Source organism: Gemmatimonadota bacterium, from assembly GCA_021295815.1.
Classification (GTDB): Bacteria; Gemmatimonadota; Gemmatimonadetes; order Longimicrobiales; family Gaopeijiaceae; genus JAGWBQ01.
This window is the reverse complement of the sequence record JAGWBQ010000002.1, coordinates 1-21,408: the sequence shown is the minus strand read 5'-3', so window position 1 is coordinate 21,408 and position 21,408 is coordinate 1. Positions and strand designations below refer to the sequence as shown.

The 21,408-nt window shown below is 66.8% G+C and carries 20 protein-coding genes; 10 read left to right on the top strand and 10 right to left on the bottom strand.

What is annotated here, in order from left to right; translation table 11 throughout:
* Position 1: 1 nt before the first annotated feature.
* The gene (trpB, locus tag J4G12_00730; GenBank protein MCE2454333.1) at positions 2-1,186 is read right to left on the bottom strand and encodes a tryptophan synthase subunit beta; all 1,185 of its coding nucleotides are present in this window, start codon (positions 1,184-1,186) and stop codon (positions 2-4) included.
* Positions 1,183-2,649, bottom strand: a complete 1,467-nt coding sequence (gene trpC, locus J4G12_00725) for an indole-3-glycerol phosphate synthase TrpC (protein MCE2454332.1) — start codon at positions 2,647-2,649, stop codon at positions 1,183-1,185. The genes trpB and trpC overlap by 4 nt, the downstream gene beginning before the upstream one ends.
* Before the next feature lie 81 nt (positions 2,650-2,730).
* Here trpC and lexA point away from each other — a divergent pair, with 81 nt between their 5' ends.
* Entirely contained in the window at positions 2,731-3,351 is a 621-nt protein-coding gene (lexA, locus tag J4G12_00720; GenBank protein MCE2454331.1) for a transcriptional repressor LexA, read from the top strand.
* Here lexA and trpD read toward each other — a convergent pair.
* The gene (gene trpD, locus J4G12_00715; protein MCE2454330.1) at positions 3,345-4,367 is read right to left on the bottom strand and encodes an anthranilate phosphoribosyltransferase; all 1,023 of its coding nucleotides are present in this window, start codon (positions 4,365-4,367) and stop codon (positions 3,345-3,347) included. The two genes, lexA and trpD, sit on opposite strands and share 7 nt — an antisense overlap.
* A gap of 217 nt (positions 4,368-4,584) precedes the next feature.
* On the opposite strand from trpD, the gene truA reads away from it, so the two are divergent.
* The 9 genes from truA (at position 4,585) to add (ending at position 14,420) form a co-directional block, all read left to right on the top strand.
* Complete coding sequence (gene truA / locus J4G12_00710; GenBank protein MCE2454329.1) at positions 4,585-5,337, top strand: tRNA pseudouridine(38-40) synthase TruA; 753 nt, start codon at positions 4,585-4,587, stop codon at positions 5,335-5,337.
* A 115-nt stretch (positions 5,338-5,452) separates the two neighbouring features.
* On the top strand, positions 5,453-6,109 hold the full coding sequence (gene fsa, locus J4G12_00705; protein ID MCE2454328.1) for a fructose-6-phosphate aldolase: 657 nt from the start codon (positions 5,453-5,455) through the stop codon (positions 6,107-6,109).
* 14 nt (positions 6,110-6,123) lie between these two features.
* Positions 6,124-7,563 carry an adenylosuccinate lyase gene (locus J4G12_00700; GenBank protein ID MCE2454327.1) on the top strand — a complete coding sequence of 480 codons (1,440 nt, stop codon included), beginning with the start codon at positions 6,124-6,126 and terminating at the stop codon, positions 7,561-7,563.
* A gap of 92 nt (positions 7,564-7,655) precedes the next feature.
* A complete protein-coding gene (locus J4G12_00695) occupies positions 7,656-8,603 on the top strand; it encodes a phosphoribosylaminoimidazolesuccinocarboxamide synthase (protein ID MCE2454326.1) in 948 nt (315 codons plus the stop codon).
* Positions 8,604-8,629: 26 nt separating this feature from the next.
* On the top strand, positions 8,630-8,863 hold the full coding sequence (gene purS, locus J4G12_00690) for a phosphoribosylformylglycinamidine synthase subunit PurS (GenBank protein MCE2454325.1): 234 nt from the start codon (positions 8,630-8,632) through the stop codon (positions 8,861-8,863).
* Positions 8,860-9,561, top strand: a complete 702-nt coding sequence (purQ, locus tag J4G12_00685; GenBank protein MCE2454324.1) for a phosphoribosylformylglycinamidine synthase subunit PurQ — start codon at positions 8,860-8,862, stop codon at positions 9,559-9,561. The genes purS and purQ overlap by 4 nt, the downstream gene beginning before the upstream one ends.
* A complete protein-coding gene (purL, locus tag J4G12_00680) occupies positions 9,558-11,951 on the top strand; it encodes a phosphoribosylformylglycinamidine synthase subunit PurL (GenBank protein ID MCE2454323.1) in 2,394 nt (797 codons plus the stop codon). The genes purQ and purL overlap by 4 nt, the downstream gene beginning before the upstream one ends.
* 48 nt (positions 11,952-11,999) lie before the next feature.
* The gene (locus J4G12_00675) at positions 12,000-13,391 is read left to right on the top strand and encodes an amidophosphoribosyltransferase (protein ID MCE2454322.1); all 1,392 of its coding nucleotides are present in this window, start codon (positions 12,000-12,002) and stop codon (positions 13,389-13,391) included.
* A gap of 33 nt (positions 13,392-13,424) precedes the next feature.
* Positions 13,425-14,420 carry an adenosine deaminase gene (gene add, locus J4G12_00670; protein MCE2454321.1) on the top strand — a complete coding sequence of 332 codons (996 nt, stop codon included), beginning with the start codon at positions 13,425-13,427 and terminating at the stop codon, positions 14,418-14,420.
* Positions 14,421-14,456: 36 nt separating this feature from the next.
* On the opposite strand, the gene J4G12_00665 is transcribed toward add, so the two are convergent.
* The 7 genes from J4G12_00665 to J4G12_00635 form a co-directional block, all read right to left on the bottom strand.
* Complete coding sequence (locus J4G12_00665; protein ID MCE2454320.1) at positions 14,457-15,905, bottom strand: TrkH family potassium uptake protein; 1,449 nt, start codon at positions 15,903-15,905, stop codon at positions 14,457-14,459.
* Positions 15,905-17,257, bottom strand: a complete 1,353-nt coding sequence (gene trkA, locus J4G12_00660; protein ID MCE2454319.1) for a Trk system potassium transporter TrkA — start codon at positions 17,255-17,257, stop codon at positions 15,905-15,907. The genes J4G12_00665 and trkA overlap by 1 nt, the downstream gene beginning before the upstream one ends.
* 3 nt (positions 17,258-17,260) lie before the next feature.
* Positions 17,261-17,908, bottom strand: a complete 648-nt coding sequence (upp, locus tag J4G12_00655; GenBank protein ID MCE2454318.1) for a uracil phosphoribosyltransferase — start codon at positions 17,906-17,908, stop codon at positions 17,261-17,263.
* A gap of 5 nt (positions 17,909-17,913) precedes the next feature.
* Positions 17,914-18,693, bottom strand: a complete 780-nt coding sequence (locus J4G12_00650) for an rRNA pseudouridine synthase (protein MCE2454317.1) — start codon at positions 18,691-18,693, stop codon at positions 17,914-17,916.
* Positions 18,693-19,313, bottom strand: coding sequence for an SMC-Scp complex subunit ScpB (scpB, locus tag J4G12_00645; GenBank protein MCE2454316.1), 621 nt, complete (start codon positions 19,311-19,313; stop codon positions 18,693-18,695). Before scpB ends, J4G12_00650 begins: the two co-directional genes overlap by 1 nt.
* Complete coding sequence (locus J4G12_00640) at positions 19,310-20,074, bottom strand: segregation/condensation protein A (GenBank protein ID MCE2454315.1); 765 nt, start codon at positions 20,072-20,074, stop codon at positions 19,310-19,312. Before J4G12_00640 ends, scpB begins: the two co-directional genes overlap by 4 nt.
* 112 nt (positions 20,075-20,186) lie before the next feature.
* Positions 20,187-21,408 (bottom strand): 6-bladed beta-propeller (locus J4G12_00635; protein ID MCE2454314.1); only part of this gene is annotated, 1,222 nt, incomplete at its 5' end.

The following is a 21,408-nucleotide window of genomic DNA, read 5'->3' as shown; positions in this document are numbered from 1 at the left end:
CTCAGATTCTCGCAAGGCGGAGGACATGCTCCACATCCTTGTCTCCCCTTCCCGAGAGGCAGACCAGCACCGGCAGATCCCGGCCCGAGTAGTGATCGCGTTCGACGAGAAGGTGCGCGATCGCATGAGCCGACTCCAGTGCCGGGACGATACCCTCCAGACGGGCCAGCCGGTGGAAGGCGTCGAGCGCCTCTTCGTCGGTGACGGAGACGTAGCGGGCCCTGCCGCTGTCACGGAGCCAGGAGTGCTCGGGCCCCACACCCGGATAATCGAGTCCGGCGGAGATCGAGTGCGCCGGCGACACCTGTCCGTCGTCGTCTTGGAGCAGATAGCTCAGCGAGCCGTGCAGAACCCCCGGCTCTCCTGCTGTGAGCGGGGCCGAGTGCCTTCCGCTCCCAAGTCCCTCGCCGGCCGCCTCGACGCCTATGAGCGCGACCTCTTCATCGGTGACGAAGGTGTGGAAGATGCCCATTGCGTTCGAGCCTCCGCCCACGCAAGCCACCACCGTCCCCGGCAGCGAGCCTTCCATCTCCAGCAGTTGCTCCCTGGCCTCCTTGCCGATGACGGACTGGAAATCGCGAACGATCCTGGGAAATGGAGCCGGCCCCACCACGGAACCGATTACGTAGTGGGTGTCGGCGACGTTCGTCACCCAGTCGCGAATGGCTTCGTTGGTTGCGTCCTTGAGAGTGCGCGTGCCCGAAGACACCGGTCGCACCTCCGCGCCCAGAAGTTCCATCCTGTAGACGTTGAGCGCCTGCCGCGAGATGTCCTCCTCGCCCATGTAGACGACGCATTCCAGGTCGAAGAGCGCGCAGGCGGTGGCGGTGGCGACACCGTGCTGTCCGGCTCCGGTCTCGGCGATGATGCGCCGCTTGCCCATGCGACGGGCGAGCAGGCCCTGGCCGATGGTGTTGTTCACCTTGTGCGCGCCGGTGTGGTTCAGATCCTCCCGCTTGAGAAAGACGGGAGTGTCGTCGAGGAGCTCCGACAGTCGCTCGGCTGCGTAGAGTGGGGTCGGGCGTCCCACGTAATTGGTCAGCAGGTCGCCCAGATCCCGTTGGAACACGGGGTCGTTCCGCGCCGCAGCGTAGGCTTGCGCCAGCTCGTCGAGCGCGCGGGTCAGAGTCTCGGGGACGTAGCGACCTCCGTAGCGGCCGAATCTGGTGATGTCTCTCTCGGTCAAACGTCGGTTCCTAGGTTGGCGAGCTCCGCCGCGAAGGCCCGGAGCAGACCTGCGTCCTTGCCGCCCGACCGGCTCTCGATCCCTGACGAGACATCGACCGCGTCCGGGGCGAAAGCAGCCGTCTTCGCTGCGACGTTGTCGGGAACGAGGCCGCCGGCGAGCACGAATTTAGCGCCTGCGGGAAGCACTTCCCGCACCAGTTTCGGCTCGACGCCGAGCTCGGCGCCGCCGTCTCCCGGTTTCCCGGCAGCGCCCTCGACCACGAATCCGCTCACCGAGGAGGCATAGCGAGCTGCGGCGGTGCACAACGACTCGGCTCCGTCCGCCCTGACGCCCTTCCACACGTCCCAGTCTCCGGCATCGGCGATCCGTCGCACCTCCTCGGGAGTTTCGCTGCCATGGAGCTGGAGCACGTCGGCTCCCAGCGCCCGGGCCCGGCGCTCCGCCTCTTCGGGGGGTTCGTCCACCATGACCGCGACCCTCGGCACGGTTGTTCCGGCAAACATTCGGGCGGCCCTTTCGGGGTCCACGCTGCGCCCGAAACCGTCTGAAGCGATCACCCCCAGGTACGAAGCGCCGAGTCGGGCGGCGAGACGGGCGTCGACCTGGCGCTGGATGCCGCATATCTTCATTTCAGGACCCGGAAGGAGCCGGGAGCGCCTCTCCCTTCGCCGAGTCGCGGCGAGCTCGCGGGCGGCGTCTCCCGGGTCGTCCGCGCGGAGAACCGACTCGCCCACGAGGACGGCGTCCACGCCCGCGTCGCCAAGGCCGGCCACGTCCGCGGCGTTCCTGATGCCACTTTCCGAGACGAGCGTGACATCGTCCGGCACACGTTCCAGGAGCGCGAGAGTGGTGTCGAGGCGGGTGGTGAAGGTGGAAAGATCGCGGTTGTTGATCCCGACCAGCTCGGCGCCGAGATCGAGGGCCCGATCCAGCTCTTCGCCGTCGTGGACCTCGACGAGCACGTCCAAGCCCAGAGCCAACGCTTCCCGATGGAGGTCGTCCAGCAGCCTCCCCGGTAGAATGCGAACGATCAGGAGCACGGCGTCCGCACCCATCGCCCTGGCTTCGAGAAGGTGGAGCGGATCGAGGGTGAAATCCTTGCGCAGCGTCGGAAGCCGTGTGGCCGAACGGGCCGCCACGAGGTCCTTGGAGGAGCCTCCGAAGTAGCTCCGGTCGGTGAGCACGCTCATGCAAGAAACGCCGGCGGCCTCGTAGCTCGCGGCGAGGCGTGCCGGGTCCAGATCGGGTCGGATCGGGCCCGCCCCCGGTGAGCGTCGCTTGCACTCGGCGATGACCGCGACCCTGTCGCCCTTCAAGAGAGAGCTGGCGAAGGACCTGGCCGGGCGAGCTGCGGCCGCCAGTGCTTCCAGCTCGCTCCTGCGGGACGCGAGCTTCGCGAGTTCGGCGCGCTTCGTCGCGGCGATCTCGGCGAGGATGCCGAGGGCAGAGGCCTCAGCCACGTCCTTCCCTTTCGGTCATCATTCGGTTATTGTTGTTCGGTTGATGTTCGGTTCGACACCCCCAGCCGGCCGGAGGGCCTCATGACTCTCACTCGTCGTCAGAACGAAGTGCTGAAGTGCGTGACCAGGTACATCGAGGACAGGGAAATCGCTCCCTCGTTGGCGGAGGTCGCCTCGGAGCTTGGGTACAGATCGGTGGCCACCGTTCACGAGCATATCGCCAATCTCGTGGAGAAGGGATACCTGAGGAAGTCCCCGCGGGCGAGCCGGGCGATCGAGCTCTTGCCCAAGGAGATGGCCGGCACCGCACTCGCGCCGTCGGTCGAGCTGCCGCTCCGCGGGAGGATCGCCGCCGGGCTGCCCATCGAGGCCGTCGAGCAGCAAGAGACGCTGTCGGTACCCGCCGACATGGTCGAAGGCAGGGGACCGTCGTACGTGCTCCAGGTCGAGGGCGAGTCCATGATCGAGGAGCACATCTGCGACGGCGATTTCGTCGTCGTGCGACACCAGGAGACGGCCGAGAACGGGCAAGTCGTGGTCGCGCTCGTCGACGGCGAGTCCGCCACCCTGAAGCGGCTTTATCGGGAACCCGACGGCCGGGTCCGCCTCCAGCCCGCGAACGTGGCGATGGATCCGATCGTCGTCGAGGCGGAAGACGTGCAGGTGCAGGGCATAGTCGTCGGCATGCTCAGGCGCTATTGAGCTCCGAAGCTTCCCGCGCGCCCGCCTGCGCTCCTCAGCTTTTCGAGAACCGCCGAGGCGTCCCCCGAGTCGAGGCTCCGCGCCGCCGCGTCCACACCCTTTTCGAGAGTCTCCACGAGCCCGGCGGCCCAGATGGCGGCGGCGGCGTTCAGGACGGTCGCCGAACGGCGGGCGCCGGGCTCGCCCGTCACTACGGCTTCGAGCGAGCGAGCGTTCTCCGCGGGGCTGCCACCCTGCAGTTTCGCCGGGTCGCACCGCTCCACGCCCAGCTCTTCCGGCTCGATCTCCTGGAATGCGACCGATTCCTCGCGAATCTCCGCGATCCGGGTGCTGCCGCACGGACTGATCTCGTCCATGCCCGGCTCACCGTGGACGACCATGGCCCGGGCGCACCCCAGTTCGGCAAGGGCCCCCGCCACGAGCGGAATCATGGCGGGGTCGCTCACCCCGACCACCTGCCTCTTCGCTCCCGCCGGGTTCGAGAGCGGACCCAGAAGATTCATCACCGTGGTCGTTCCCAACCCCCGACGTACCGGGGCCACGTGACGCATCGCGGGATGCAGATTCGGAGCGAACATGAAGACCATCCCGGTCTCCCCGAGCACCTTCGCCATCTCCTGCGGGCGAAGATCGATCTCGACCCCGAGCGCTTCCAGGACGTCGGCGCTCCCGCACTTCGAGGTGAAGGACCGGTTCCCATGCTTGGCGACCCGCGCTCCCGCTCCCGCTGCCGCTATCGCGGCGGCCGTCGAGACGTTGAAGGTCGTCACGGTTCCGCCGCCGGTTCCTGCGGTGTCCACCAGCGAGTCGGGATCGGGTATCGGCACCCGCACCATCGCGTCTCGCAGAGCTCTGGCTCCTCCGGCCACCTCCGAAGCCGCGACTCCCTTGGCGCGCAGGGCGATGAGCCAGCCGGCGGTCTCGATTCCCGACGCGGAGCCTGCCATGATCGCCCCGAAGACGGCGGCGGATTCGTCGGCCGAGAGGTCGACGCTGTCGAGCGCGCGTTCGATCAAAGATGGAAAGTGGGGTTCCGGATTCACAGCTCGGAAGACTCCGGCTCTGGAGGTGGGCCTGACGGGAGCGGCGAGCACCAAAGTTATGCTTAAGCCGGCGGTCGGGATCGGCAGCAGCGACAGGTCGATATCGTTCGAGGACGCGACCCGCAACGAGGTTTCGGTCCGAGCATGCGCGGAACCGGACCGGTCGGGGGACGAAACCGTCCGGATCCGGATGGTACTTCACTACGACGGTGCGGACTTTTCGGGGTGGCAGTACCAGCCGGACAGCCGAACGGTCCAGGGCCAGCTTGAGGCGACGCTGAGGCGTCTGCTAGGCAAGGGCGGCGGGCGCGTCAAGGTCGCGGGAGCGGGGCGGACCGACTCGGGCGTGCATGCCACCGGACAGGTCGCGGCCGTCGACGTTCCGATCCGCTGGAGCGCACGGGAGCTCCGATCGGCGTTGAACGCCACTGTCGGCAAGGGCATCTGGATCGAATCCGCATCGGTCGCTCGTCCGGATTTCCATCCCCGCTACCACGCCAGAGCCCGCACCTACCTTTATCGGGTCGGCACGGATTCCCTCGCCGCGTCTCCTCACGAGGTCGGACGCTGCTGGCCTCTCCGCCTGCCGCTCGACGTCGGCCTCCTCGCACGCGGGAGCGAGCTCCTGCTCGGCAGCCGTTCCTTCGAGCTCTTCGCCCGCGCCGGTCAATCCGAGCGCGGTCACGTGTGCACGGTCAGCGGCGCCGAGTGGGTTCCCTGGCGGCTGGGCATGGCTTTCCGAATCACCGCCAACCGCTTCCTGCACCGCATGGTCCGTTACCTCGTCGGCACCTTGGTCGATGTCGCGCGGGGCAGGCGTCCGCTCTCGGACATCGATGGACTGCTCCGCAGGAAGCCGGGCCTCGTCACTTCACCGCCGGCACCGCCTTCGGGACTCTTTCTCGAGCGTGTGGATTACGAACCGGCTCTCGGTCAGGAATGAGCTCCGGTCTACCGGAGTCTCCCGGATTTAATAGATTTCAGCTCCCCGGCCTCTTGACGCGCATCCGCTCCCGGGGCGTTTCCGGCCATCTGCCCACCGACCGACGGAACTCGCCGTGCTGATCTTCCTCGACACCGCCGATATCGCCGAGATCAGGCGGGCCGCAGACTCCGGTCTGATCGACGGAGTGACCACCAACCCGTCGCTCGTCTCCAGGATCGCAGGTCGGCGGGATCCTCGCGAGGTTTACGCCGAGATCTGCGGCGCGGTCCACGGCCCGGTATCCCTGGAGGTAGTGTCCATGGACGCCGAAGCCATGGTCCGGGAAGGGCGCGACCTGGCCGGCATCGCAGGGAACGCCGTCGTCAAGCTGCCGCTCACCGACGACGGGCTTCTGGCCTGCCGAATACTCGCCGGGGAGGGTGTAAAGGTCAACGTCACGCTCTGCTTTTCGGTCTCGCAGGCTCTTCTGGCCGCCAAGGCCGGCGCCGCGTGGATCTCGCCCTTCGTGGGAAGGATCGACGACCTCTCCGGACAGGGGGTGGAACTGCTCCGGCAGATTCGCCGCGTCTACGACAACTACGACTACGAGACGGGTATTCTCGCGGCCTCTCTTCGCCATCCGCTCCATGTGGTCGAATCCATGCTGATCGGCGCGGACGCCTGCACGATCCCGCCGAAGGTGCTCGCACAGCTCTCCCGTCATCCCCTCACCGACAGCGGGCTCGCCGCCTTCATGGCCGACTGGGCCGATCTCGAGGGCGGCTCCTGACTCCGACGCGGCCCGTGAACCGAAACGACTACGTTCATCCGCTGGGGAGCCGCTACGCCTCGGCGGCGATGGCCGACCTGCTCTCTCCGCAACGCCGGGTCGAGGTATGGAGGAGGCTATGGCTGGCCCTGGCGGAAACCCAGGCCGAGCTCGGACTCGACATTTCGCCCAATGCGCTCGCCGAGATGCGTACGGTCCTGAAATCGGTCGATCTCGAACGCGCGGCCGAATACGAGAGCAAGCTCCGCCACGACGTGATGGCGCACGTGCACCTCCTCGGCGACGACGCGCCCGCCGCCCGCGGCATCATTCATCTGGGCGCGACGAGCGCCTTCATAACGGACAACGCCGACCTCCTCGTCACCCGTGACGCCCTGCATCTGATCCGCTCCCGCGTGGTCCGCTGCCTCTTGGCTCTCGCTGAGTTCGCGGACCGTTACGCCGCGCTGCCCACTTTGGGCTACACCCACTTCCAGACGGCACAACCGACGACGGTGGGAAAGCGGGCGACCCTATGGGCTCAGGACCTCCTGCTCGACCTCGAGGAGCTCGAACACAGGACCGCCTCGCTGCGCTTCCGGGGAGCGAAGGGCACTACGGGGACACAGGCCTCCTTTCTGGAGCTCTTCGACGGCGACGGCAACAAGGTGGACGCGCTCGACCGGACAGTCTCGCGGAAGATGGGCTTCCACGAGAGCTATGCCGTCACCGGCCAAACCTATCCCAGAAAGGTCGACCAGGCCGTGGCCGCAACTCTCGCCGGAGTCGGGGTCTCGCTTTCGAAGAGCGCCCACGACATCAGACTGCTTTCGCACCTCCAGGAGCTCGAGGAGCCTTTCGGGAAGAACCAGGTAGGCTCGTCGGCGATGCCGTACAAGCGCAATCCCATGCGTTCGGAGAGAATCTGCGCCCTCGCCCGGCACGTCATCGTGCTGGCGCAGGATCCGGCGGTCACCGCCGCCACCCAGTGGCTCGAGCGCACCCTCGACGACTCCGCCAACCGGCGGGTCTCGCTGAACGACGCCTTTCTCGCTCTCGACGGTGCGCTGGTGGTCGCCGAAAACGTCTTTTCGGGGCTGGTAGTGAACGAAGGCGTCATTGCCCGCAGACTCGACGCCGAGCTGCCCTACCTGGTCTCGGAAACCCTCCTTATGCGGGCCAGCGCTCGGGGCGGCGACCGGCAACGGCTCCACGAACGCATCCGGATTCACGCCCTCGCATCACGCGCCGTGCAGACGGAGAGCGGCGGCTCGCCCGACGTTCTCGACCGGATAGCCTCCGACGCCGCCTTCGGTTCCGTCGACCCCGACGAGATCGAGGCGGTGCGCACTCCGGCCGCCGCCATAGGCCGGGCGCCCGATCAGGTCGCCCGCTTCCTGGAAGGGCTCCGTCCGGCCATCGCCCCCTTCCTGGAGGAGGCGAACTCGCTCGAAGACGCGTCGCTCCGCGTGTGAACCGAACCGGTTCGCCGCAGTCCCGCTGAACGGGGCCCGACCACCGACCTCGCGCAGCCAACTCCGACCACACCGGACTCCCCCGACAGAGCATGACCCAACCTTCTCCTTCAATCCATCTCCCTCTCCTGCGCAGCGGCAAGGTGCGCGAAGTGTACGAGGTCGACGACACCACCCTCCTGATGGTGGCCAGCGACCGTATCAGCGCATTCGACGTCGTGCTTCCGCAAGCCATCCCCGGGAAGGGCGAAGTGCTCACCCAGATGACCGCGTGGTGGCTCGACAAGCTCAGGGGCAGGGTCGCCCACCATCTCCTTTCGGCGGATCCGGACGCCATCGTCGAGCGTCACCCCAACCTGGCGCGGTCGCGAGCGGCCTGGGAGCGGAGGGCGATGCTGGTTCGCCGGACCGATCCGGTCCTCGTCGAGTGCGTCGTTCGCGGCTACATCACCGGTTCCGCCTGGGCCGAGTACTCCGGAAGCGGCACCCTTGCGGGCGAAGCGCTCCCCGAGGGGCTCCAGGAGTCCGAGAGGCTGATGCCTCCCCTATTTTCGCCGGCGACCAAGGCCGAGGCCGGCGAGCACGACGAGAACATCACCTTCGCCGCGATGCAGGAGGTCCTCGGGGACGAACTGGCCGGCACGCTGCACGAACTCTCCCTCCGCATCTACCTCTTCGGTCGCGAGATCGCCGAACGGGGCGGTATCATCCTCGCCGACACCAAGTTCGAGTTCGGCATTCCGGTGGGAGCCGGCGACGCCGAACCCATTCTGATCGACGAGGTACTCACTCCCGACTCCTCGCGTTTCTGGCCGCGTGAAAGCTACGACGTTGGCCGCAGCCAGCCCTCGCTCGACAAACAGCCGGTGCGCGACTGGCTGGCGACTCTCTCGGACTGGGATCGCGCGCCGCCGGCGCCGGACCTGCCCGACGAGGTGGTCCAGGCGACCTCCGAACGTTACCGAGACGCCTTCAAGCGACTCACCGGCACGTCGCTTTCCGACTACGAGTCGCCGAACTTCATCGGAGACGGATCGTGACCAACTACGAGGTCGAGGTGCGCATCATGCCCCGCAAGGGACTCCTCGATCCGCAGGGCTCCTCAATCCGCCACGCCCTGCGCTCGCTCGGTTTCCGGGAGCTGGCCGACGCCCGAGTGGGCAAGACCGTCCATCTCGAACTCGAGGCGGAAGACGTCGCGGCGGCGGAGCAGGCCGCGGCGGCGATGTGCCGGAAGCTGCTGGCAAACCCCGTGACAGAGTCCTTCGCCGTGGTCGAGTGCCGGGAACTCGAAGGGTGAGGGCGGCGGTCGTCACCTTTCCGGGCTCCAACTGCGACGTCGATCTCGCCGAGGCCGTCGCGGCGGCAGGCGGAAACGCCGAGCTCGTCTGGCACCGGAACGCCGACCTCGACGGCTTCGACGCGGTGCTGCTCCCGGGCGGATTCTCCTACGGCGATCATCTGAGACCGGCGGCCATCGCTCGGCTGAGCCCCGTCATGCGCGACGTGCGGAGCTTCGCGGCCGGGGGCGGGCTCGTCCTCGGCATCTGCAACGGCTTCCAACTCCTCTGCGAGGCCGGGCTGCTTCCGGGCGCCCTCGTCGTGAACACCTCTCTCCGCTTTCAGAGCGAGACGGTGAGCGTCCGGGTCGAGCGGACCGATACGCCGTTCACCAAACGGCTCGAGCCCGGGGCGGTTCTCGACATGCCTATCGCACACGCCGAGGGGCGCTACTATGCCGAGGCCGCGACGCTCGAACGGGTGACGGACGAGGGACTCATCGCCTTCCGCTACGTGAACCGAAGCGGCGAAACGCACCCCTCCGCCAACCCCAACGGCTCGGCGCATTCGATCGCCGGGCTCGTCAACGCCCGAGGCAACGTTCTGGGCATGATGCCGCATCCGGAGCGCGCCGTCGACATTCTGATGGGTTCGACCGACGGACTCGGCATCTTCGAGTCGCTGACGGCTTCGGCGGCGGTGGGCGCGGCATCGTGAACGAATCTCCCGGGCCCAGGCCGGGCGATCCCGACCTGACCTCCGAGATCTTTCGCGACCACGGCATCTCGGTGTCGGAGCGGAGGCTGATGGAGGACGGGCTCGGACGCGCGCCGACCTTCACCGAGCTCGGCGTTTTCAGCGCGATGTGGTCCGAGCACTGCGGCTACAAGAACTCGAGACCCCTGCTCCGCACTTATCCCACCGAGGGGCCGACGGTGATCCAGGGCCCGGGTGAGAACGCCGGCGTCGTCGAGATCGGAGGCGGGTACGCCGTCGCCTTCAAGATCGAGTCGCACAACCATCCTTCCGCAGTCGAGCCCTACCAGGGGGCCGCGACCGGGGTCGGCGGCATCCTGCGCGACGTCTTCACCATGGGCGCTCGCCCCGTCGCCGTGCTCGATTCCATTCACTTCGGCGATCTCGACACTCCTCGCGTCAGGTACCTCTTCGACGGAGTCGTGCGCGGGATCGGCGACTACGGCAACTGCGTGGGCATACCCAACATCGGAGGAGAGGTCTGGTTCGATCGCGGCTGGGAGGGCAACCCGATAGTCAACGCCATGTGCGTCGGCGTCCTGAAGAAGGACGAGCTCATCACCGCAGTGGCCGCCGGCGACGGCAGCCCTCTGATGGCCGTGGGCGCGCGCACCGGCAGGGACGGCATCCACGGAGCGACCTTCGCCAGCGAGGAGCTGAGCGCGGACGACGACGACGCGTCGCGCCCCAGAGTGCAGGTGGGCGACCCCTTCAAGGAGAAGCTCCTGTTGGAAGCGAGCCTGGAGCTGATCGCCAGCGGCGCGATTACCGGCATTCAGGACATGGGCGCCGCCGGGATCACCTCGTCGGCATCGGAGATGGCGGGGCGCGGCGGAAGCGGAGTCGAGATCGACGCCGCCCTGGTTCCGGTCCGTGAAAGCGGGATGACGCCGTACGAGATCCTCCTCTCCGAGTCCCAGGAACGGATGCTCGTGGTAGCGCTCCCCGGTCGCGAGGCCCAAGTGCGAGAAATACTCGACAAGTGGGAACTCGAGGCCGCCACCATCGGCAGAGTGACTTCGGACGGGCGTTTCAGGGTGTTGGAGGACGGAATTCCCGTCTGCGACATCCCCGCCGGTCTTCTAGTGGACGGCTGCCCCACCTACGTGCGCGAGGCCGTGGAGGGCGAAGAGGCGGTGAAGAGACGGGAGACGGACGTCAATCGGTACACCGAGCCTGACCTCTGGCGGCAAGCTCTGGCGCGGAAGGAGGGCGAGGCGACCGAAGAAGGAGAAGCGTCCGGCGGCGGGACGACCTGCAGCGCGCGATTCCGCAGTGCGCGAGACGGCGCCACACGGGAAGAAGGCGGGCTCGCCGATCTCTTCCTCCACGTGCTTTCCTCCCCGAACGTGGCCTCGAAACGCTGGGTCTACGAGCAGTACGACTCCACGGTGCAGGCTTCGACCGTCGTGGGACCCGGCGGAGATGCCGGCGTGGTGCGCATTCGCGGCGAACGACACGGGATCGCCGCCACGGTGGACTGCAACGCCCGTCACGTCCTTCTCGAGCCGCGCACCGGCGCCAAGGCGGCGGTCGCCGAGGCGGCGCGCAATCTCGTCTGCGTGGGAGCGAAGCCGCTCGCCATCACCAACAACCTCAACTTCGGCGACCCGCGCAAGCCCGCGGTCTACTATCAGCTGGCGGAGGCGGTGGCCGGCGTGGGCGAGGCCTGCAGAGCCTTCGGAACCCCGGTGACGGGCGGAAACGTCTCGCTATACAACGAGACCGACGGTTCGCCCATATACCCGACTCCGGTCATCGGCATGGTGGGAGTCGTCGAATCCTGCGACCGGGTGGTCGGATCGGCGTTCCGCGCCGAGGGCGACGACATCGTCCTTCTCGGCGACAACCGGGACGAGCTCGGCGGCTCCGAATACCTGTACCGCACCTTCGGCGTCGTGGCCGGCGCACCTCCCGGTGTGGATCTGGACGCCGAGCGCAGACTCCAGGAACTCCTTCTCGGTCTCATCTCCGACGGGCTCGTCCGGTCGGCGCACGACGCCTCGACCGGCGGACTGTCGTGCACGCTCGCCGAGTGCACCCTCGGAGGCGGTAACGGCCGTTCCGGGTTCGGCGCCCGGATCACGCTCACCGACGCCCTCGATCCGATAGCCCTGCTCTTCTCCGAGACCAACGGACGGATCGTGATTTCGTGTTCGCCCTCCCAAACCGAGCGGACGCTGGCGCGGGCGGCGGCAGGAGACGTTCCAGCGACCCGCATCGGCCGGGTCGGAGCTCCGGGCGGGGCATTCGCGATCGATATGAGCAGTTCGGGAGATCGTCTGGTCTGTAGCGCGAAATCCCTCGGAATCGCTTATCTTGAGATCTCCTCCATCATGGGCGATTCCTGAGGTCGATGAAGCCTCCTGGAACGCCCTCCGAGCACGGGCAAGAGCAAGATGTGCGGTATCGTAGCCGTTAACGGAGCGCCAAAGGCCTGCGAGGCCGCATTCCTGGCGCTCTACGCGCTCCAGCATAGGGGGCAGGAGGCCGCAGGCATCTACACGTTCAACAGGGACGACGGAGCCCACATCCGCAAGCGCGAAGGATTGGTGGGAGACGTCTTCAAGCCCTGGTCGCTCGCGAAGCTCACCGGAGAGACCGCGATCGGCCACGTCCGCTACTCCACGGCCGGCGGCGGCGGGTCGGACAACGCCCAGCCCACCACGGCGCAGTTCTCGGGCGGCGCTCTGGCTCTGGCCCACAACGGCAACCTCACCAACCACCTGACCCTGCGGAAATGGCTGGTGGAGGAAGGTGCGATCTTCCGGGGCACGTCGGATTCCGAGGTGCTCGTCCACCTCATCGCCAAGTCGCGCCACCACACCCCCGACGCCCGACTCGACGACGCTCTCCAGCACTTGGAGGGGGCGTTCTCGATGGTGCTCGCCATCAACGACGTCGTTTACGCCGCCCGCGACGCTAGAGGCCTCAGACCCCTCGTGCTGGGGCGGCTCGACCCCGGTTGGGTCGTGGCCAGCGAGACCTGTTCTCTCGACATCCTGGGCGCCGAATACGAGCGCGACCTCGAACCCGGCGAGGTCGTCCGCTTCGAGAGCGGCCGGAAGCGCCCGATGCGCTCTCTACCTCCCGCCGCCAGCAGCACGCCCTGCGTCTTCGAACACGTCTACTTCTCACGGCCCGACTCTCGGATCGACGGTCGCAGCGTGGACGCGGCCAGACGCATGATGGGTCGCCGGCTGGCCCGCGAACACCCGGCGGAGGCCGACGCGGTCATCTCGGTTCCGGACAGCGCCAACTCGGTCGCCCTCGGCTACTCCGAGGAGAGCGGCATCTCGTTCGAGCTCGGTCTTCTCCGCCACCACTACGTCGGTCGCACCTTCATCAAACCCTCTCAGCGCGATCGAGATTTCGCCGCGCGCATGAAGTACAACACCGTCGACGAGGTTATCGCCGGCAAGCGCATAGTCGTGGTCGACGATTCGCTCGTGCGCGGCACCACCAGCCGCTCCCTCGTGCGCATGCTCAGGGCGGCGGGCGCCAGCGAGGTGCACTTCCGCATCGGGAGTCCACCGGTCCGCTGGCCGTGTTTCTACGGTATCGACATGCCGACCCGCGGCGAACTCATCGCAGCCACCATGGAACCGGAAGAGATCCGGGCTCGGCTAGGGGTCGAGTCACTCGCCTACCTGAGCCTGGAGGGCATGATCGAGGTAGCCTCGAACGGAAACTCGAGCTTCTGCGACGCCTGCTTCTCCGGAAACTACCGTGCTCCGCTCGTCGATGTCGAAAAAGGTCTCGCCTCCGCCGAAGGGCCTCACTGCAACTGAGGTCCGCCCCCACCGCAATTGAGCGGATCATCCGTGCTTCGATCCATTCCCAAGTCCGAACTCCACATCCACCTGGACGGCAGTCTGCGCCCCGGCACCATGCTCGAGCTCGCTCGCGAGCGCAACGTGGCGCTGCCGGTCGAGACCGCCGACCAGCTCGCGGACTTCATGTGCGTGGAAGACGCTCGAGATCTCAACGAGTACCTTAGGGGCTTCGCGCTCACCCTCTCGATCATGCAGGATCGAGACTCCATCGTCCGCGTCACGAGAGAGATCGTCGAGGATTCGGCGGCCGACAACGCGCGCTACGTCGAGATTCGCTACTGCCCGCACCTCCATGCCAAGGGTGAACTCGACGTCGAGAAGGTCGTTTCGGCAGTGGAGGAAGGTCTGCGCCAAGGCGAGGCCGATACCGGTTGTCGGGCTCAGGGGATCGTCGCCGCTTTGAGGAGTCTTCCGGCGTCGCACTCGATGGAGATGGCCGAGCTCGCAGTCGGCCGTCGCGGACGCGCGGCCTGCGGCTTCGACATCGCCGGACCCGAGAAGGGCTATCCGGTTCGCGATCATGCCGAAGCCTTCAAACTGGCGAGGGAAGCCGGTCTACCCATCACGATCCACGCCGGTGAGGCCTGGGGACCGAGCTCGATCCGTCAGGCGATCGAAGAAGGTTTCGCCCGGCGCATCGGACACGGCACGCGTCTGGTCGAAGATCCGGAGCTTCTCGCCCGCGTCCGCGATCTAGGCGTCACTATCGAAGTTTGCCAGACCTCGAACGTACAGACCCGGGTCGCGGCCACTCACGCGGAGCATCCCCTGCGCCGTTTCTACGAGGAGGGCGTGCGCACGAGCATCTGTACCGACAACCGGCTGATGTCGGGCGTGAATCTCATCGACGAGTATCGCCACGCCCGCGACGACCTGGGCCTCGACAAGGGAGCCCTGCGCACTATCGCCCGAAACGGCTTCGAGGCGGCATTCCTGCCCGACGCGGAACGCGAGGGGCTGATCCGCGAAATCTGGGAGAACTGACGACCGAGCCAACCGCTTCGCGGAGGGCCGACCGCCCTACCTCCGGACCCGCAAACCCTTCCACATGTCCGGGTGGAACAGGAGCAGAACGGTGAAGACCTCGAGCCTGCCCACCAGCATGAGGAAGGAGAGCAGCGCGAGGGCCGGAGCGGGCATCCAGCCGTAGTTGTCCACGGCGCCCACCTCTCCGAACCCCGGACCGACGTTCCCCACGGTGGCAGCGCTCGCCGCGATGGCCGTCAGCGGATCGATCCCCATCGTCGCCAGGGCGACCGCTCCAAGCAGGAGAATCGCCCCGAAGAGAACGATGAAGCCCGTGACGGCGGCGAGGATGTCCTCGTTCACCGGCTTGTTGTCGATTCGGGGGAAGAGGACGGCTTTCGGGTGCAGAAGACGACGGAGCTGGTTGCCGGCGTGCTTGGCCAGCACCATTACCCGCTGTACCTTGACGCCCCCGGAAGTCGATCCGACCATGCCGCCGACGAGGAAGAGCATGAAGAGCAGCATCTGCGCGCCCGCGCCCCAGGTCTCGTAGTCGCCGGCGGCGTAGCCCGTGGTGGTGATTATCGCCACCGACTGGAAGAGACTCTGCCGGACGGCCTCGCCCGTCTCCGCTCCCCCACCAATCCGAAGCGCCGCGATCAGGAGTCCCGTTCCCACGGCCAGCACGGTGAAGACGCGCCACTCGCTGCTCTTCAGATAGACCGGCTTTCCGGTGGCGGCCCGGAAGTGGAGGGCGAGATTGACTCCGCCGCAGAACATGAAGAAGGTGGTCACCCATTCGACGTACGCCGATCCGAATCCGCCGACCGAGAGGTTGTTGGTGCTGAAGCCACCGGTCGCGACCGTGGTGAAAGCGTGTGCGATGGCGTCGAACGCGTTGAGCCCTCCGGCGAGAAGAAGAAGGAAGTGGCTTGCGGTAAGACCCAGATAGACCAGCCAGAGCAGCTTTGCGGTCTGGGTGATCCGGGGTTTTATCCTCTCGGGGGTCGGGCCGGCGGCCTCCACCGAGAAGAGGCGCACGCTTCCAGCCCCCAGGTGGCCCAGAACCGCCACCAGAAGCACGATGATGCCCATGCCGCCCAACCACTGCGAGATCGCTCTCCAGAAGAGAACACCTTTGGGCAGGGACTCGACGTCGCCGATCACCGTAGCGCCCGTGGCAGTGATGCCGGACATGGACTCGAAGAGGGCGTGGAAAGGCGGAAGCGTCCCCGTCAGGACATAGGGGAGAGTGCCCAGAAGCGCCGCCAGACCCCACGCCAGCGCCACGACGGCATATCCCTCCCGGTGCGTGAGGCCGCCCTTGACTCGGTTCGCCCTGCTGAGCGCCGCGCCCGCCGCCAAGGTTACGAGCGCCGCCAGAGCGATCCCGCCGGCATCTTTCCCGCCGTAGAGAGCCGCCACTGCGGCGGCAAGCGTCATGGCGAATCCCACCGCGAGCTGGAGAAGGCCGACGGCGGCGGCGACTCTGCGGAGAGACACTACGTGAAGAGTTTCGCGACTTTGCGCACGGCGTTCCTCAGGGCGAAGACGATCACCTCGTCACCGGGAAGCGGCGCGTCGTCGCCATGAGGAACGATCATCTTGCCGTCTCTCACAATGGCCCCCACGACGGCGCCCGCCGGCATATAGTCTTCGCGGAGCGGACGCCCCGCCACCGGCGTCTCCTGTTCGATCACGTACTCGAGCGCCTCCGCGCTGGCGTCGATCACCTCTGCAAGGGTCGCGACCTTCCCGCGTCTGACGTACCGCATGATGGCATTGACCGTGGACATGCGCGGCGACACCGCGGCGTCGATCCCGACCTTGGGAACGAGCCTCAAGTTGTCGAACTCGTGCACCAGGCTGATGACCTTGGGCGCTCCCGCGCTCTTCGCGAGCAGCGAGACGAGCAGATTGGTCTCGTCGCTCCCGGTAGCGGCCACGAAGCCGTCGACGCCCGACACGCCTTCCATTTCCAGGAGCTCCAGGTGGGTGGCGTCGGCATGCATCACGAGAGCCTTGGGCACCGCCTTGGCGATCTCGTGCGAGCGTGGTTTGTCTCTTTCCACCAGAGTGCAGGAAATGCCGTTGTCGCAGAGGATGCGAGCCAGCCGCTCCCCTTCCGCGCTGCCGCCCGCGATCATGACCCGCTGCAGGTGGGAGCGCTCCTTCCCGGCGAGACGTCCGATGTCCGCGATGGCGTCGGGCGGACAGAGCAGGTAGGTCTTGTCGCCTGCCTCCAGAACGGTGTCTCCACGCGGGATGATCGTCCGGTCCCCGCGCATCACCGCGACCGCCGAGTATCTGCGCTTGCCGGCTTCGGCCTGCTCCTCGCCCAGAACGCTCAGCGAGCGACCGAGCACGGGAGCGTCGGCGTCGAGGCGAAGACCGATCAGGTACACGAGGCCGTCGGCGATGGGAATGACCTCGGTGGCGATCTCGCTCCGGAGAAGGTTGTAGGTCTCCCGAGCGCACTCGCGTTCAGGGTTCACCATCCGGTCGATACCGAGAGCGTCGCCGGAGAGCACGTTGCCGCTCTGGTAGTATTCCGGGGAGGAAATGCGCGCGATGGCCCGTTTGGCGCCCATGCGCTTGCCCGCCATGGAGGCGATGAGATTGACTTCGTCGCGGCTCGTGACCGAGAGAATGAGCCCCGCGTCCCGGACTCCGGCCCGCGAGAGAACGGGAATCGATGCGCCGTTGCCTCCGATGGCGAGCACGTCGAGCTGGTTCGATATGAACTCGATCCTTTCAGGCTCGTTGTCGACGACGACGACGTCCTGGCTCTCGTCCGCAAGCCGTCGCGCCAGATCGAAGCCGACAGCGCCGGCGCCGACGATCAGGACCTTCACGGTTCAGCCCTCCGTTCCGAAGAGCCTGTCGCCGGCGTCACCGAGTCCGGGGAGGATGTAGCCGGACCGGCTCAGCTCGCGATCGAACGAGGCCGTATGAACGGACACGTCCGGGTGCGCGGACTGGAAGGCCAGAGCGCCCTCAGGGCAGGTGACCAGACATATGAACGCCAGGCTGCGAGCGCCCCGCTTCTTGAGCCCCGTGACGACCGCGGTGGCGGTTCCCCCGGTCCCCAGCATCGGATCGAGCACCAGCACGTGCCGAGATTCCAATCCCGGCGGGACCTTGAAGCAGTACTCGGAGGCCTCGAGCGTCTCGTGGTCCCGCTCCATGCCCACATGGCCCACGGCTATGCCGGGGACGAGCCGTTCGACCGCCTCGATCATGCCCAGACCGGCTCTGAGGACGACGACCGATGCCAACGTGCGGGCGGGCACCCGCGAGCCCACCGAGAGTTCGAGGGGAGTCCTTACCGCCACCGCCTCCTCGCCGACTTCGCGCAGGGCCTCGTAGGCCACCAACGCCGTCGCCTCCCGAACGAACTCCCGGAAATCTCGGACGCCGCATTCGGCTGAACGAAGCCGGGTCATCTTGTCGCGGACGAGAGGATGGTCGACCACGACGAGATTCGGGAAGAACTCCGACTTCATGGCCTTCACCCCTGGAGGCCACGTCGCTTCCGCAGTCCGCGACGGTCTCGCGTGGCGGCGCCAGCCACGTTCTTCGGCGCCTGTGCGAGCCCGTCCATTTCCCGCTCGGTCAGGTCGCGCCATTCGCCTGCGGGAAGGGAGCCGAGGCTGACCGAACCGAAACGAGTGCGCGTGAGACGCCTGAGCCCGAGTCCGACCGCGGCCATCATCCTGCGGACCTCTCGCTTCCGCCCTTCCCTGAGCACGAGGCGAAGAGTCGCCTCTCCCCGCGAGCCGAAAGACACGCCGATATCGACCGGTCTTGCCGTCCCGTCCTCGAGGGCGACTCCCCTCGCGAGCCTGGAAACTTTCGCAAGGACCTCGCTTCCCGCGACTTCCACCTCGTACTCCCGATCGACGGCCCCCGAAGGATGCTGGATGGCATGAGCCTTGGCGCCGTCGTTGGTCATCAGAAGGAGCCCCTCGCTCTCACGGTCGAGCCTGCCGACATAGAACAGGTGGGCGAGCTCCCGAGGCAAGAGGTCATAGATCGAGAGTTCCGAGTGGGGGTCGTGCCGGGTGACATCCGCTCCTCTGGGCTTGTTGAGCGCGATCCAGCGGACGCGCCGCTCCCTGACGGCTACACCGTCCACGGTCACTCGGTCGCGTTCCGGATCCACGAGGGCGCCGGGTTCGCTCACCGGCTTGCCGTTCACCGCGACCCTGCCGGCGGCCATCAGGCGCTCGGCTTCTCGGCGCGAGGCGCGACCGCAGCTCGCGACGTATTTGTGCAGTCGGATCGACATCACACCTCGGCTGTCTGGGGAGCGGTGGAGTCCGAGGCGGCTTCAGTGGAGCCTTGATCGGCCTCGGCGGAGTCGCCGGCGTTCGTGCTCTCGTCGGTGAGAACGACGGGAAGGTCGGCAGGCCGCGGCAGATCGTCCAGGCCGGTGAAGCCGAAGTGCTCCAGGAAGCCGTCGGTGGTCCCGTAGAGCAGAGGTCTTCCCAACCCTTCACCGCGTCCGGTCACAGCGATCAGCCCGCGATCCAACAACGTGCGCAGCACCCCGGAGGAACCGACGCCGCGAACGTGCTCGATCTCCACCCGCCCGATGGGTTGGCGGTAGGCGACGATCGCGAGAGTTTCGAGTGCGGGCGCCGAGAGCCTCGCCACCTTCGGAACGCTCGCCGCGCGTTCGAGATAGGGTGCGAACTCCGGTCGCGTGAGAATCTGGTGTCCGCCGGCCGCGTTCACGATCGCGAAGGCCCTCCCCTCGATTGCGTACTCCATCTGGAGCTGCGCCAACGCTCCGTCTACGGCCTCTTCGTCCAGGTCTTCATGGGCTCGCGCGATTTCGTCGGCGGAGAGCGGCACGTCGGAGGCGAAGAGGACCGCCTCGACGATCCTGGAGACATCCAGGCTCACGTTCCCTCCACAGGGTCTGCGCTCTGCCCACCGCTCGTGGCGCGGTAGAGCCATAGCGGCGAAAACTGGCGGACCTGGCGCAGCCGGATCGTTCGCTTCCTCACAAGCTCCAGGCATGCCAGCAGGGTGACGGCGACCTGCATGGCGTCCCTATCCACGATGAGGGAGTGGAACTCGACGCGTCTTGCCGTCCGCAGCCGCTCGACGACCAACGCGGTTTTTTCGGCGACCGTCACCCTCGGAGCCGGCACCGGCGGAGGTTGAGGCGGCCTGACAAGATCGCGCGCGGCTTCCATGAGCTCGTTCCAGCTCAGCCGAAGTTCGACTTCCGGTTTTTCTCGAGTCGGACGTTCCTCAACGTAACCCTTGGAGTAACGGAGCCTGCGAGCCTCCTCCGCCTTCCTGAGGCGGCGTCCCAGCTCCCGCATCTGCTCGTACTCCAAGAGGCGTCGAACCAGTTCCGCCCTCGGGTCCTCGAAGTCGGTCTCGTCGGGGTCGGGCAGCAACATCTGCGACTTGATGCGGAGGAGCATGGCGGCGGTCTCCATGAACTCGCCAGCCTCGTCGAGCTGCAGCGCACCGCTTCCGTGGACGACCTCGAGGAACTGGGCGGTGATCCCCGCGACCGGGATGTCGAAAATGTCCAGATCCTGGGATCGGATCAGATGGAGCAGGAGGCCCAGAGGTCCATGGTAGGCGTCGAGTTCGACAACGAGTGCGTTGGAGGGAGCTCCACCGCCGCCAATGCGTTCCGGTTCCATGGAATTCGCGGCCATGTTCGGCATCATGCGGATCTTTTCACGATCCGGGTGAGCATGCGAACGGTGTCGGCGGAAGCGAGGTGCGGTCAGGCGCCCGAACCGGGAGTCGGAGTCAGCGCACCGCCTCCGGCAGCCTCCTTACCACCACTCGCTGTGCGTCGTACTCGTCCATCTCGATGTAGGCGACGATGCCGTCCGGTCCGAACGCGTCGGGCAACGGGGTGCCCCCTTCGAGAGTGCCGACGTAGCCGTCGGCAAGGTGGACGATGTCGATGGGTCCGTCGATTTCGTGAGGTTTATCACCCCTGCGGCGGATCCAGAGCAGTCCTTCCCAGCTCGATCGGATGCCCCTCAACACCGGGACCTCCGGCCAGAAGACGAGGTTTTTGGGATCCGCTTCCCACTGCTGCATCAATCCACCAACGTCCACCCCGTTCATCACAATCGAAAAGCTGCTTTTCGGTGCTCGTTCTGGTCGCTCTCTCCTTTCCCGTTCGTTGGCCATCACCTCCTCCGTGACGGTCTCGGACGCTATGGCCCGACGGAAAACGCGAAAGATCTCCCCGTCGGGCCCTGCCAACCGGATCTCGTAGTCGGATGAGTCGGAATAGGCGATGCGGCCGTCCGCGAACGAAGTGGCATACATGCCCGGCGTGAACGCTCTCTCGACCTGTAAGTTCACGCTGACCCCTTCCGACAACTGGCCCTGGGGAACTTCGCGCCTTGGCGCCGGCGGCGGCTCCCAGCCCTCGAGCACGACCGCGCTCTCGGCATCTTGACCGGAGACGTTCCAGCGGGTCACCTTTCGACCCGAGAACGCAACGACCTCGTCGCCCTCCCCAAGGGCGCGAAACCGACCCACTGATACCCCCGAAAAACTGAAACTGCCGCCGGCGGCGAGGGCTTCGAAGCCACCACTCGTGGAAACCTGTCGTTCGAATAACCCGTCGGGAGCGAAGATCACGAACGCGCCATCAGCCGCATCGTGGATGATAGTGCGTCCGTCAGGCGTGACGGCGAAGTCCCACGGTCCGCGAAGCTCGCCGGGCCCTTCCCCCTGCCTACCGAAATCCCGGACCAGCCTGCCGTCTCGGTCGAGCACGAACATCCGTGCCACCTGACCGTCGAAGATGTACAGGTGACCGGAATCGTCGAATGCCACCCCTTCCACGTCTCCGAAAGCGTCCCAGCCGGTGGCCTCGAATCCGCCGACGGAGAAGAGCTCCTCGGTCTCGAAAGCCAGGAGGCGGTCTTCATCCGGAAGATCGACCACCTCCTGCGCCGGCGAGGCTGGAACATGGACCGCGGGCGACGAAGTCAGCGCCGAAGCCGCC

Excerpts from the sequence above, each read along its gene's own strand:
- lexA (MCE2454331.1), top strand. The coding sequence starts at position 2,731 with ATGACTCTCACTCGTCGTCAGAACGAAGTGCTGAAGTGCGTGACCAGG.
- truA (MCE2454329.1), top strand. The coding sequence starts at position 4,585 with ATGGTACTTCACTACGACGGTGCGGACTTTTCGGGGTGGCAGTACCAG.
- J4G12_00695 (MCE2454326.1), top strand. The coding sequence starts at position 7,656 with ATGACCCAACCTTCTCCTTCAATCCATCTCCCTCTCCTGCGCAGCGGC.
- purS (MCE2454325.1), top strand. The coding sequence starts at position 8,630 with ATGCCCCGCAAGGGACTCCTCGATCCGCAGGGCTCCTCAATCCGCCAC.
- J4G12_00675 (MCE2454322.1), top strand. The coding sequence starts at position 12,000 with ATGTGCGGTATCGTAGCCGTTAACGGAGCGCCAAAGGCCTGCGAGGCC.
- upp (MCE2454318.1), bottom strand. The coding sequence starts at position 17,908 with ATGAAGTCGGAGTTCTTCCCGAATCTCGTCGTGGTCGACCATCCTCTC.
- J4G12_00650 (MCE2454317.1), bottom strand. The coding sequence starts at position 18,693 with ATGTCGATCCGACTGCACAAATACGTCGCGAGCTGCGGTCGCGCCTCG.
- J4G12_00640 (MCE2454315.1), bottom strand. The coding sequence starts at position 20,074 with ATGGAACCGGAACGCATTGGCGGCGGTGGAGCTCCCTCCAACGCACTC.